Below are 13,751 nucleotides of genomic sequence, written 5' to 3'. Positions count from 1 at the left end.
GAGCTCAATCTCACATGCGCACTTCTGAAATCGCGAAGCGCTACCTTGATTATTTCCAGAAGCATGATCACCTTATCGTGCCTTCCGCGTCGCTGATCTCGCCGAATCCGACCACCCTGTTCACCATCGCAGGCATGGTCCCGTTCATCCCGTACCTCATGGGCGAGCAGACTCCGCCGAAGAACCGTATGGCCTCCAACCAGAAGTGCGTGCGTACCCTGGACATCGACGAGGTCGGCAAGACCACCCGTCACGGCACCTTCTTCCAGATGCTCGGCAACTTCTCCTTCGGTGATTACTTCAAGGAGGAGGCCATCCATTACGCATATGAGTTGCTGACCACCCCGCAGGACCAGGGCGGCTACGGCTTCGATCCGGAAAAGCTGTGGATGACCACCTTCACCGATGACGAGGAAGCCCGCTCGATGTGGAAGAACGAAGGCGTCGATCCAGAGCATATCCAGATCATGGGCATGGAAGACAACTTCTGGACCACCGGCGGCCCCGGCCCAGGTGGCCCTTGCTCCGAGATCTACGTTGACCGTGGACCTCAATACGGCGTCGAGGGCGGCCCGATCGCCGATGAAAACCGTTATATCGAGATCTGGGATCTCGTGTTCGAAAACTATGAGGTCGACAACGTCAAGTCCAAGACCGACTTGCATATCGTCGGCGAGCTCGAGAACAAGAACATCGATACCGGCGCCGGTCTGGAGCGTCTCGCCTACCTGTTGCAGGGCAAGCAGAACATCTACGAGACCGATGAGGTCTTCCCGGTCATCGAGGCCGCCCAGAAGCTGTCCGGCCGTACCTACGGCGACGATGAGGCCATGGACGTCAAGTTCCGCGTGGTCGCCGACCATGTGCGGTCCGCCCTTATGATCATGTCAGACGGTGTGCGTCCGTCCAACAACGGCCGTGGTTATGTGCTGCGCCGATTGCTGCGCCGCACCGTCAAGGCCATGCGCGCCCTCGGCGTGACCGATCCGGTGCTGCCGACCCTGTTCCCCGTCTCCAAGGAGGCCATGGTCCCGAGCTATCCGGAGCTGGAGAGCACATTCCATGAGGTATCCGAATCCGCCTACGGCGAGGAGGACGCATTCCGTCGTACCCTCGAGTCCGGCACCGAGATCTTCGACCTGGCCGTGGCCAAGGCCAAGGAGTCCGGCAAGACCGTCGTTTCCGGTGATGACGCTTTCAAGCTGCACGACACCTATGGCTTCCCGATCGAGCTGACCCTTGAAATGGCCGAGGAACAGGGCGTGAAGGTCGATGAGGCCAAATTCCGCGAGCTCATGGCCGAACAGAAGAGCCGTGCCCGTGCCGATGCGTTGAAGAAGCGTCACAATGTGGATCTGTCCGTCTATGACGATTTCAAGAAAACGCTTGTCCAGCCGATTGACTTCTTGGGCTACACCGATATGTCGGCGCGCGCCCGCGTGATCGGCATCATGCAGGAAGGCAAGGGTTCCGTACCTGCCGTCACCGGTCCGGCCAACATCGAGGTCATCCTCGACCGTACTCCGTTCTATGCGGAGGCCGGTGGTCAGCTCGCCGACCAAGGTGAGATCCTTTCCGACGACGGTGCCGTGCTTGAAGTCGATGATGTGCAGAAACCAATCAAGGACCTCATCGTGCATCAGTGCCGCCTGACCGAAGGCACGCTGGTGGTGGGCGCCGAGGTCAACGCCAACATCGACCTCGACCGTCGTGGTGCCATCGCACGTTCCCACACCGCCACCCACATGGTTCATAAGGCTCTGCGCGAGGAACTCGGCCCGCAGGCCACCCAGCGTGGATCCGAGGACGCTCCGAACCGTCTGCGCTTCGATTTCCAGTGGTCCAAGGCTCCGGCAAGATCCGTGATGGACGCCGTCGAAGCCCGAGTGAACGATCGCATCCGTGATAACCTGTCCGTTACCACACAGGAAATGAAGTTCGATGACGCCATCGCCTTGGGTGCCATGCACCTGTTCGGCGAAAAGTACGGCGACGTCGTGCGTGTGGTCTCCATCGGCGAGGATGGCTGGAGCCGTGAGCTGTGCGGTGGTACGCACATCGACCACGTCGGTAAGATCGGCGCCGTCAACATCATGTCCGAAGCCTCCATCGGTTCCGGCGTACGCCGTGTGGATGCGCTGGTCGGACAGAGCGCCTACGAATTCAACGCCCGTGAGCATGCCTTGGTTTCCCAGCTTTCCGATCAGCTCAACGCCCGTCCGGATGAGCTGGCCGAACGTGTGAATACGCTGTTGGCCAAGCTTAAGGAATCCGATCGTCGCCTAGCCGCCATGTACGAAGGCCAGCTGGCCGCTTCCGTGCCGGCTCTCGTCGCCGATGCCAAGGCCTCTCAGGCTCCCGTCAAGGTGGCTTCCAAGAATGTGGGACATTTTGGTTCCTTTGATGCCCTGCGCAAGACCGTGCTCGACGTTCGAGGGCAGCTTGGCGAGGATATGCCGGTCGTCGTGGCTCTCGCCGGCGTGAACGAAGACGGTAAACCGATGGTCGCCGTGGCCACCAACGATGCCGCACGCAAGCAGGGCATCAAGGCCGGCGACCTGGTCCGTGGCGCCTCCAAGATCCTTGGCGGTGGCGGTGGCGGCAAGCCCGACTTCGCTCAGGGTGGCGGCTCCGATGCCACCAAGATCGACGCCGCGCTCGAGGCTCTGGTCGATCAGGCCATGAAGGGCTGAACCTCCGGGCATGGTATGGCTTGGAGTTGACTTGGGTGATGCCAGGGTCGGGCTTGCACTGTCCGACCCCGAGCTCACCCTTGCCCACCCCGCGGGCAATATTCAGGTTTATGGGGATTCATTCCGGGCATTGGATGAGGTCATCGACGTCATTGAGGACGAATCGGTGGATCATGTGGTGGTGGGTCTGCCGTTGCTGTTGAACGGCGAAGCAGGCAAAAGTGCCAAGAAGGCACGACGTTGGGCTGCTAATCTGGAAAAAAGAATGCGGGCGGCGGCACAGGATGAGTCGGAACCGCTCAATGTCATTCCGACAATTGAATTGGTCGATGAACGTTTGACCACGGTGACCGCGCACCAGCAACTGTTCGATGCGCAAATCGGTGGTCGCAGGCATCGTCCGATGGTTGATCAGCAGTCTGCCGTAGTGATTCTGCAGACAGCATTGGACCGCGCAGAGAGGTACAGAGGAGCGATCGATGGCTGAGCATCTGGATGATTTTTTCTCCGACAACGCACAATGGGTTGAACCTGCGCAGGAGACCTTCACCTCGGCGTTGCCTCCGGAACCGCCGAAATCTCGTCGTGACATGCGCAGACACCGTGCGAAACGCAAACACCGTCGTATCATCACATGGATTGCGGTCATCGTAGTGGTCGCCCTGATTGCGGTCGGATCGATTTTCGGCATTCGCATGCTGAAGCATTGGAAGGCGATCAACACCGCCGATGAGCAGATTCAGGTTGAGGATTATTCAGGTCCTGGAGATCAGGACGTGAGCTTTACCGTGGAATCCGGGCAGGGTGCTTCCGAAATCGCGCAGAATCTCGTCAAGGCCGACATCGTCAAATCCGTCGACGCGTTCACCAATGCCGTGTCCGCAGGCGATTTCACACTGTATCCGGGAACGTATTCGCTGAAGACGCATATGAAGGCTTCCGATGTGGCGAAGATCCTTTCCGATCAGAGTCAGGCCGGTGGTTTCGTGGAGGTGAGGGCCGGCGAACGCGTGTCCGATGTGATCACCGCCGCCGCGCAGGCTTCCGGCAAGGATGTTTCGGAATTCCAGAGCGTCATCGACGGTGGTGGCGATGGCATTCTGCCGAGTGAGGCGGGCGGCAAATTCGAAGGCTGGTTCGAACCGGGAACCTATGATGCCCAGAACAAATCGGCCGAAGACATCATCAAGGCCATGGTGGAGGCGCGCATAGCCAAACTCGACAAGCTTGGCGTGCCCACGGGAAGCGACCGTGAGCGCATCCTGATCATCGCGTCCATCGCCGAATCCGAGGTCGGCAGCGAGCAATACTACGGGAAGGTCGCGCGGGTGATTCTCAACCGCATCGATGCGGGCATGCCCTTGGGCATGGATACCACCGTCGCCTATGGTCTGGGTATTTCCGCCAGCCAGCTGACGGACGACCAGCTGAACGATTCCAGTAATCCGTACAACACACGAATCAACAAGGGACTGCCGCCGACTCCGATCAGCAATCCGGGAGACGGTGCCATCACCGCGGCCATGGACCCGCCGGAAGGTAAATGGCTGTATTTCGTGACCACCAATCTGAAGACCGGTGAAACGAAGTTCGTCGAAACCGAAGACGAGTTCTGGAAGATTCGCGACGAATACAAGAACAACAACGAAAACGCCAATTAGTCGCGGTTCAGGTGCTACAGCAGGGCGCAGATCGCGATACTGATCGCCCCGGCTACCACGATTGCCGGGGCGAACGGCGTTCTGCCGGCATATTGCGTATGCCTCTGCGGGTCGAAACGGGTCCAGAAGGCGATCCACAGCAGGCCGATGACGGCGATGAACAGCCACCACAGCACCATGGCGTACAGGCCGAACATGCCTACGCCCAATCCCATGACCGACGTGACGGTCACATCACCGAAGCCGAGTGCCCCCGGTCTGATCAGGGCGAGTGCGCACTGCAGGACGGCGGCGAGCATGGCGAAGAGGAGGGATTGCAGTGCGAGGAACAGCGCATTGACGGATAGCGCGTAGATGATGTTCACGATGATCTGCGCCATGCAGCCCACGGCAATCCATGCGCGGGGAACACGGCGCGCGCGAACGTCCTCGACGCTGACGGCCAGTCCACAAAGCAGACTCGGCAGGCAAATCATGTACCACATACCGTTAAGATAGTCCACTAGTTGCATTCGGTAGAAAAGGAGAGGGCATGTTGCGCTGGCAGACAGCAGGCGAATCGCACGGCGAGGCACTTGTCGCCATGATCGAAGGGCTGCCTGCGGGCATCCACATTACCACGGAGGATATCGTCGGCGCATTGGCGCGCCGTCGTCTCGGCTATGGCCGTGGTGCACGCATGAAGTTCGAACAGGACAAGGTGCGCATGCTTACCGGCGTACGTTTTGGCGAGACCATCGGCTCCCCGGTGGCCATCGAAATTGCCAATACGGAATGGCCGAAGTGGACGGAAGTGATGAGTGCGGATCCGCTTGACCACGACATTCCTCGCGAGGGACGCAATGCGCCGCTGTCCCGTCCACGCCCGGGCCATGCCGATCTGACCGGCATGCGCAAGTACGGTTTTGATGACGCGAGACCGGTGCTGGAACGTTCCAGCGCACGTGAAACCGCTTCTCGTGTGGCTTTGGGAGAAGTGGCCAAACAGTTCCTCGAGCAGACGTTCGGTATCCGTACGGTCTCCCACGTGCTATCCATCGGCGGTGCGGGCATTACCGACCCTGCCGAGGCGGTGTTGCCCAAGCCGGAAGATCTCGAGGCTTTGGACGCCTCGCCGGTGCGTACGCTTGACAAGACGGCCGAGGAACGAATGATCGCCCGCATCGACGAGGCCAAGGACAATGCCGATACCTTGGGCGGGGTGATTGAAGTCGTGGTGTACGGTGTTCCCGCAGGCGTCGGCACCTATGTGGAGTCCGATCGCCGCTTGGATGCGGCTCTTGCCAGCGCGGTCATGGGAATCCAGGCCATCAAGGGCGTGGAAATCGGCGATGGTTTCCTTGAGGCCATGCGGCCGGGTTCCGAAGCCCATGATGAGATGGTGGTCGGTGAAGACGGGCGCATTGCACGCCTGAGTAACCGGGCAGGCGGTATTGAAGGCGGCATGTCGAACGGTCAGCCGATCGTGGTGCGTGCCGCGATGAAGCCGATTCCGTCCATTCCGAAGGCGTTGAGGACCGTTGACGTGACCACCGGCGAAGCCGCGCAGGCCATCAACCAGCGTTCTGACAACACCGCGGTGCCGGCGGCAGCGGTCGTGGCCGAAGCGATGGTGAGGCTCACCGTCGCCGCATATGTGCTGGAGAAGTTCGGCGGCGACAACGTAGCCGAAACCAGGCGTAACGCCGAGAACTATCTGGCCTCTTGGCCGGAACACATGAGGTGATGCGTCGTGACGATGCATAGGCCCGTTGCCGTGATCATCGGCATGATGGGGGCGGGAAAGACCCGCGTCGGCAGAGAAGTCGCGCAGATGATGAATCTGCCGTTCCTGGATGCCGACAGCGAGATCGAACATGACGCCGGCATGAGGATTCCGGAATATTTCGAACGCTATGGCGAACCGGCGTTCCGTGATCTTGAAAGCGATGTCGTACTTGACATCCTTGAGGATTTCGACGGTATCTTCTCGCTGGGTGGGGGCGCGCCGATGACCATATCCATCCAGAAGGGGCTTACCGACTACATCGCGGACGGAGGCAAGGTCGTCTATCTGATGGCCGACCCCAAGGAAGCCATGGAGCGAGCCAATCGTGGCGGTGGCCGACCGATGCTGAACGGCGATGCCAACGAGCGTTGGAAGAAGCTGTACCGTGATCGTGATCCGGTATTTAGGCAGGTCGCGAACGTGCATGTGCGCACGCATGGTCAAACGCCGCAGGCCGCGGCGAGAAAGCTGATGGATATGATCGCTCAACGAACCGTACATGTCACCGGTGCCACGATCGAGCCTTACGACGTGAGCATCGGCGAAGGTGCGATGAACCAGCTTGCGCAGGTATTGGGGGACAAGCCCTCCAAAGTGGCGCTTATCCACACCCAGCCGGTGCAGCGTCATTCCGACCGGGCACGCACCTTGTTGCGCCAGGGCGGATACGAAGTGTATGACATCGTGATTCCCGACGCCGAAGCCGGCAAGACCATCGACGTGGCCAACGGCATCTGGCAGCGTCTGGGAGACGAGGGATTCACCCGTTCCGATGCAATCGTCGGTCTGGGAGGTGGTGCGGCCACCGATCTGGCCGGTTTCGTAGCCGCCACATGGATGCGTGGCATCCGCTACGTGAACTGTCCGACATCCTTGCTGGCCATGGTGGATGCCTCCACTGGCGGCAAGACGGGTATCAACACGCCACAGGGCAAGAATCTGGTCGGTTCGTTCTACACGCCGGCCGGCGTGCTCGCCGATATGAAAACGCTTGTCTCCCTGCCCAATGATATCTTCATCGAAGGTCTGGGCGAGGTTGCGAAGTCCGGTTTCATCAAGGACCCTGAGATTCTGAGGATTCTCGAAGATCATGCCGATGAGCTGCGTTCCTTTGATGGCGCTACCTTCCTTGATTCCAATTTGAAGGAAGTCGTCGCCGAGCTGATCGAACGCACCGTGACCGTGAAGGCCTATCATGTATCCGCCGACCTCAAGGAGGCGGGATTGCGTGAATTCCTGAATTACGGACACACGCTCGGACATGCCATCGAGAAGCTCGAACATTTCCGCTGGAGGCACGGCAATGCCGTCGCAGTCGGTTGCATCTATGCCGCCGAACTGTCACATCTGCTGGGCTATATCGATCGGGATCTGGTGGACTATCATCGTTCACTGCTTGGCTCGCTGGGCCTGCCGACTTCGTGGAACAACGGAACGTGGGATGATGTGCTCGCCCTCATGCACCGTGATAAGAAGGCCCGCGGCAACAAGCTGCGTTTCGTGGTTCTCGACGGCATCGGCCATCCGATTCATCTTGAGGATCCGCCGGCGGATGCCGTCGAAGAGGCATTCCGCCGCATTCAGCACTGACATGGCCGGCGGAAAGCGGCTGACAAGAATCGTAAGGAAGTGATCATGACCAAAGTAGTGGTTGTCAACGGACCGAACCTCGGTCGCCTCGGTGTACGCCAGCCAGACGTGTATGGCAGGCAGGATCTTGAGACTCTGCGCACGCTGTGCGCCGAATGGGGCAAGGAGCTCGGTCTTGACGTGGAGGTGCGCCAGAGCGATGACGAGGCCGAGATGATCGGTTGGATGCATCAGGCGGTTGACGAGAAAACGCCGATCGTCATGAACCCGGCCGCCTTCACGCACTACTCCTACGGCTTGGCCGACGCCGCCCATATGGTGATTGATGAAGGCCTGCCACTGATGGAAGTGCACATCTCCAACCCGTCCGCACGAGACGAGTTCCGTAAGCGCTCCGTGATTTCGCCGGTCGCCACCGGTACCATCACCGGTATGGGATTCTACGGTTACAAGCTTGCCCTCGACGCCGTGGCCCATCTGCTTGAAGACAGGTAGAATCGCCTGGTTGCACATGATGTCGCAGTCGGATGCCGGAGGAAACGGCATCCGACTTTCATTATGCCGTCACGGCTTTCCGAAGTTCCGATACGTCTCGGACAATGAGTACGAAACCGGATGGCAGAATGTCGAGAATTGCGTCAGTTCATGAAAAATAATCGTGTTTGCAGCAATACGGCAAGAATATATTGCCATGATTGCATACACGAGGGGAAGTGCTTGTGACGGATTGCATACGGGCGATTCGAAGTTTGGCTTACGGCACAAGGGGTCACGCTGTTTCATTGCCTTACGCAGCTTTTCCGGTACTATAAAGCGCAACTTAAGGTGCAAACGTATGCACATTCATCGCAGAGTGTGTCTTGGGTTGCTCGCTACCGGCGAGTGCAAATGACGCATACGTTGTCAGACGATGGGGTTCTGTTGAGGAACTCGTTCGCTGATCTCGATGATGAGAACGGAGAGTTATGGCCGTCCAGAATCGACCGATTGGCCGGGTGGTGGCGATTGGCGTCGCCGTGGCCATGTCGTGTGCCACGCTTGTGGTGCCGACAATGGCCCAGGCCCAGTCTGAAGCGCGGACGAGCGCGAAGAAGGATGTGCAGGTCATCGCCTTCCAGCAAAGCTGGAACACGATTGCCAAGGAATGCACCGACACCTATGGACCTGAAGGCGTGGCATATGTGGAAGTGTCGCCGCCGCAGGAATCCATTCAAGGCACACAGTGGTGGACGAGTTACCAGCCGGTGAGCTACAGACTTGATTCCAAACTCGGCACCGAGGCCGAATTCAAGAACATGATCAAGCAGTGCAACGCCGCCGGCGTAGACATCATCGCCGATGTCGTAATCAATCAGACCACCGGTTCCGACGTCGCAGCCGGAGAACAGAAGGGCGTGGCCGGCAGTGATTACAACGGCTCCACCGGATCCTATCCGGGCTTCGCCACCAAGCGGTATCCGGACGGCATCACCGCCTCCGACTTCCATAGCTGCACCAAGAACATTTCCGACTACGGCAACCAGTGGGAAGTTCAGGAATGCCGCCTGAGCTCCATGTGGGATTTCGACTCCGAAAGCGAGAAGGTGCAGGACATCCAGTCCGATTACCTGGTATCGCTGTGGAATGCCGGCGTGCGCGCGTTCCGGATGGATGCCGTCAAGCACATCAATACCAGCAGCATGAAGGCGATCAAGGAGAAGTTCGCGCAGAAGATCGGCAAGAATGCGGATGACATCTATTGGATTCAGGAAGTCATCGGCAACTCCTCAGAAGCCGCGGGCATTCAGCCAAGCAATTATGTGCAGAACGGCACCGTAACCGAATTCGGCTTCAAGTCCGAGATGAATCAGGCTTTCAAAGACAAGATCGCCAATCTCAAAGGACTGGATGAACGGCTGAGCAAGGATCTTTCCTCCGAAGACGCCAACGTGTTCGTCACCAACTGGGACACCGCACGCAACGAAGGCGCACTGACCTATAAGGACGGTGCCAAGTACCAGCTGGCCAACGCCTTCATGCTGGCCTACGATTACGGCACCCCACGTCTGATCTCCGATTACAAGTGGAGTAACGGCGACGACGGTGCGCCCGGAGCGACCGCAACCTCCGTACCGGACGTGGACATGGACAAGGTCTGCTCCACCAATGATTCCGACTGGAACTGCGAGCAACGCTGGACCTCCACCCGCGGCATGATCGCCCTGCGCAACTACGTCAACGGCACCGAAGTGACCGACTGGCAGGACGACGGTGGGGACAACATCGCCTTCTCCCGTGGCAACAAGGGCTTCATCGCCATCAACAACGGCAAGAACGACAAAGACGCGTCATACGCGACATCCCTCGCGGACGGCGAATACTGCAACGTGTACGCCACCATGGATTGCTCCAAGACCGTGACCGTCAAGGGCGGCAAGGTGGAGGCTACCGTACCGGCGCATTCCGCCATTGCGTTGTATGCCGGATCCACCAAGGACTCGCACCCGGCCTTCTCCGCGACCACCGATCCGTCCGATCCCGACGTGAGCCAGGAGGAAGATGACGCACTGCCCGATGACAGGAGCGTCACCATCTACTACAAGCCCGCCGACTCCAGCTGGAAGACCCCGAAGGTCCACTACGGTCTCGGCGACGAATGGAACCAACCGGACGCCGATATGATCCTTGATGCGCAAGGCTATTACACCGCCACCATCAGCACCAAAGGCAAGAAGATCGACTTCGTGTTCCACGACGCGGATACCGACCAGTGGGAGAACCCGAAGGGCGGAGGCAATTACTCCGCCAACGCGGGCATCACCTATGTGGGCGTGGCCGACCAGACCTCGACCGTGGGCAACCCCGAATCCATCGGCGGGCAGACACGTCTCGTCGTGCACTACAAGCCCTCCGGAGACTCGGACAATCGCGGCGTGTACGTGTGGGGCACCGATGCGAACGGTGCCGGCATGAGCGCCGAACACCACGCATTCACCGGCACCGATTGCTGGGGCAAGGTCGCCGTGCTCACCTTCGACGGCAAGTATGACAAGTTCGGCTTCATCATCACCACCAGCGAGTGGAACAAGTATGGTGCCGACCGCAGTGCCACGGTAAACGCCGATGGCACCGCCGAGGTGTGGATCGATGGCACCAAGTACCAGGATCAGGGCGAATCAACCACCATCGAGACCCTGGATTCGGCACCATCGGACTATGCGTGCAAGGCCAACGCCGTCACGGTAAAGGTCCACTACAACCGCGACGACGGCCTGTACTACAACGCCGAAGACACCAGCGTCACCGTTCCGCAGTGGGACATCTGGACCTGGGCCTCCAATTGGAACGGCGGGGCCGCCACCTTCGCCTCTCATGACGATTGGGGAGAGGTGGCGGAATATTCCTTCACCAACTACACCTACTACAACAACGACGGCGTTTCCGATATCGGCATGCTACGCCGTTACGGCAAGGACGCGTGGAAGGCCAAGGATCCGGATGATTCCGATCATAAGATCCCCTCCGACGCACTCGTGTTCGATGCCGACGGCAATGCCTCCGCCGAGGTGTGGCTGATGAGTGGCGACGCTACGGTGTACTCCTCACGCCCATCCCTTGGGGCTTCCGTGAAGTCCGCCGAGATTTCCGACACTAACCAGTTGTCCGCCAAACTTTCCAAGAAGGTCTCCGCGGACGACCTGGACGGCAAGATCTCCGTCACGGACGCCGGCGGCAAGAGCGTCAAGATCAAGAACGTCAAAACCGACGGCAACAAGGTGATCGTCACCACCGACAAGGATCTTGACGTTCGTGGCAGGTACACGGTCGAAGTCAAGGACTTCGGTTCTCAGGACGCCATCGCCGGCGCGGTGGTCCGTACGGACGCCTTCGACAAGAAGTACGCCTACAGCGGCGATGACCTGGGCGCGACGTTCCAGAAGAACCAGACCGGTTTCAAGGTGTGGGCTCCGACCGCCACCAACGTCAAGCTCGTTACCTACAGGTCCGCCGATCCGAACGCCGAAGTCGACAAGACCATCGACATGACGGGCGAAGACAAGGGCGTGTGGAGTGCCACCGTGAAGAAGCTGGCCTCCGGCACGGCCTACGCCTACCAGCTCACCTTTGCGGACGGCACGGTGAACGTCTCCGCCGATCCGTACGCCACCGCCGCGGTGGCCAACGGCGAGCGTTCCGTCGTGCTTTCCCAGAAGGACATGGGTTCCGCAGGCGATCGCATGCCGGCCTTCGGCAAGACCACCGACGCCACCATCGCTGAGATGAACATCCGTGACTTCTCAATCAGTCCGGACTCCGGCATCGCCGCCGACAGGCAGGGCAAGTACCTCGGTGTCGTGCAATCCGGCACGAAGACCGCCAAGGGTGCGACTTCCGGCCTGGACTATCTGAAGTCCCTGGGCGTCAGTCACGTGCAGATCATGCCGATGTACGACTACGGTTCCGTCAACGAGACCGGTGACCTGAGCTACAACGCCGCCGGCGCGCAGAACTGGGGCTACGATCCGGAGAACTACAATGTGCCGGAAGGTTCGTATTCCTCCGATCCAAGCAATCCGAGCACACGTGTCGCCGAAATGAAGCAGATGGTCAAGGAACTGCACAAGAACGACATTCGCGTGATTATGGATGTGGTCTACAACCATGTCTATAACGCGGCCAACCACTCGTTCAACAAGACGGTTCCGGGCTACTACTTCCGGTACGATGCCAACGGTGCGCTCGTCAACAATTCCGGTTGCGGCAACGATACCGCCTCCGAACGCAAGATGATGCGCAAGTACATCGTCGATTCGGTGACCTACTGGGCCAAGAACTACAACGTAGACGGCTTCCGATTCGATCTCATGGGTCTGATCGACCTTGAGACGATGAAGGAGGTCCGTGCCGCGCTCGACAAGATCGATCCATCCATCATCATCCTCGGTGAAGGCTGGGATATGAACACCACGATGGATAAGAGCAGGATGACCATCCAACCGAACGCCTATGAAGTGGCCTCCAATGGCAAGAACAACGGTATCGCCTTCTTCAACGATTCCATTCGCGATGGGATCAAGGGTTCCGTATTCTCCGACACCGACACGGGCTTCGTCTCCGGCAAGGCCGGACAGGAGGGGCTCATCGCGCACAATGCGCTCGGATGCCGGTATGATGCGGATGCGGATACGACCTGTTGGAACGGCAATGCGCAGGATCATTACGCGGATGCCGGTCAGGTGGTCAACTACGCCGAAATCCATGACAACATGACCCTGTACGACAAGCTGCGCGCCTCGGTCCCGACGGATGACGATGCCACCACCGTGGCCCGTGCCAAGCTCGCCGATTCCATCGTGTACCTGTCGGAAGGCATCCCGGCCATCCAGCTCGGTCAGGAATTTCTGCGCACCAAAGGCGGCAACGGCAACAGCTACAACACCGGTGACGCCATGAATGCCATCGATTGGGACCGTACCACGCAGTATGCCGACTCCGTCGACTACGTCAAGGGTCTGATCAAACTGCGCAAGCAGATCAAGGCGCTACGGCTGACCGACTACGATGATATCGGCAAGGATGTCAAACTGATCAAGTCCGCCGACGGCGTGGTGGCCTATCGGGTCAAGGACGAGAGCGGCACGTACGTGGTGATCTTCAACGCCAATGCCGATGCCGCCAAGATCGAAGGCCTTGATTCCGGCTCCTACAAAACGCTGATCGCCGATGGCAAGGTGAATGCCGATGTCGCCACCGTGACCGTGGACAAGGACGGTTCGTATGCCGCCGGCGCGTTGTCTGCCACCGTGTTGCAGCTTGACACGGCGAAGAAGGACGGCGGCAAGGCCGACAATGGCAAGACTGACAATGGCAAGACCGTCCCGGTCAAGCCATCCGCCAACAAGCCGTCTTCCAACGGCGCGAAGGGCGCATCGGCCGCATCGGCCGGAGTCGCCGCGACCGGCACCGACATATCCGGCATCATGCTGGTGGCGGTGTTGCTGGCCATCGTTTCCGGAACCGTGCTGATCGTGAGAAGCGGAAAGGAGAACAGCCTATAGC

At 59.3% G+C, this 13,751-nt stretch carries 8 protein-coding genes; 7 read left to right on the top strand and 1 reads right to left on the bottom strand.

The annotated features are described in order from the left end of the window. Window positions 1-14: 14 nt before the first annotated feature. Genes alaS through mltG form a run of 3 tightly spaced genes read left to right on the top strand, consistent with a single transcriptional unit; the run spans window position 15 to window position 4,354 of the window. Window positions 15-2,693 carry an alanine--tRNA ligase gene (gene alaS / locus HMPREF1494_RS00505; protein WP_003841911.1) on the top strand — a complete coding sequence of 893 codons (2,679 nt, stop codon included), beginning with the start codon at window positions 15-17 and terminating at the stop codon, window positions 2,691-2,693. Between the two features lie 10 nt (window positions 2,694-2,703). Further along, on the top strand, window positions 2,704-3,180 hold the full coding sequence (ruvX, locus tag HMPREF1494_RS00500) for a Holliday junction resolvase RuvX (protein ID WP_003841910.1): 477 nt from the start codon (window positions 2,704-2,706) through the stop codon (window positions 3,178-3,180). Further along, window positions 3,173-4,354: an endolytic transglycosylase MltG gene (mltG, locus tag HMPREF1494_RS00495; protein WP_003840350.1), complete on the top strand. Its 1,182-nt coding sequence runs from the start codon at window positions 3,173-3,175 to the stop codon at window positions 4,352-4,354. Before ruvX ends, mltG begins: the two co-directional genes overlap by 8 nt. Window positions 4,355-4,368: 14 nt before the next feature. Here the strand turns inward: mltG and HMPREF1494_RS00490 are convergent, their stop codons facing one another. Further along, window positions 4,369-4,839, bottom strand: coding sequence for a prepilin peptidase (locus tag HMPREF1494_RS00490; protein WP_034518293.1), 471 nt, complete (start codon window positions 4,837-4,839; stop codon window positions 4,369-4,371). Window positions 4,840-4,886: 47 nt separating this feature from the next. Here HMPREF1494_RS00490 and aroC point away from each other — a divergent pair, with 47 nt between their 5' ends. The 4 genes from aroC to pulA all read left to right on the top strand — a co-directional run bounded on the left by aroC (window position 4,887) and on the right by pulA (window position 13,750). Further along, the gene (aroC, locus tag HMPREF1494_RS00485; RefSeq protein ID WP_034518291.1) at window positions 4,887-6,080 is read left to right on the top strand and encodes a chorismate synthase; all 1,194 of its coding nucleotides are present in this window, start codon (window positions 4,887-4,889) and stop codon (window positions 6,078-6,080) included. Between the two features lie 12 nt (window positions 6,081-6,092). After that, the gene (locus HMPREF1494_RS00480) at window positions 6,093-7,712 is read left to right on the top strand and encodes a bifunctional shikimate kinase/3-dehydroquinate synthase (RefSeq protein WP_034518288.1); all 1,620 of its coding nucleotides are present in this window, start codon (window positions 6,093-6,095) and stop codon (window positions 7,710-7,712) included. A 45-nt stretch (window positions 7,713-7,757) separates the two neighbouring features. Continuing rightward, complete coding sequence (locus tag HMPREF1494_RS00475; RefSeq protein ID WP_034518285.1) at window positions 7,758-8,207, top strand: type II 3-dehydroquinate dehydratase; 450 nt, start codon at window positions 7,758-7,760, stop codon at window positions 8,205-8,207. A gap of 470 nt (window positions 8,208-8,677) precedes the next feature. Continuing rightward, complete coding sequence (gene pulA, locus HMPREF1494_RS00470) at window positions 8,678-13,750, top strand: type I pullulanase (RefSeq protein WP_034518281.1); 5,073 nt, start codon at window positions 8,678-8,680, stop codon at window positions 13,748-13,750. Window position 13,751 lies beyond the last annotated feature (1 nt).

The organism is Bifidobacterium sp. MSTE12 (genome assembly GCF_000513015.1).
In the GTDB taxonomy this organism is placed as follows: Bacteria; Actinomycetota; Actinomycetes; order Actinomycetales; family Bifidobacteriaceae; genus Bifidobacterium; species Bifidobacterium dentium.
Note: the sequence above shows the minus strand (reverse complement) of the source record. Positions and strands in the feature narration are given on the sequence as shown.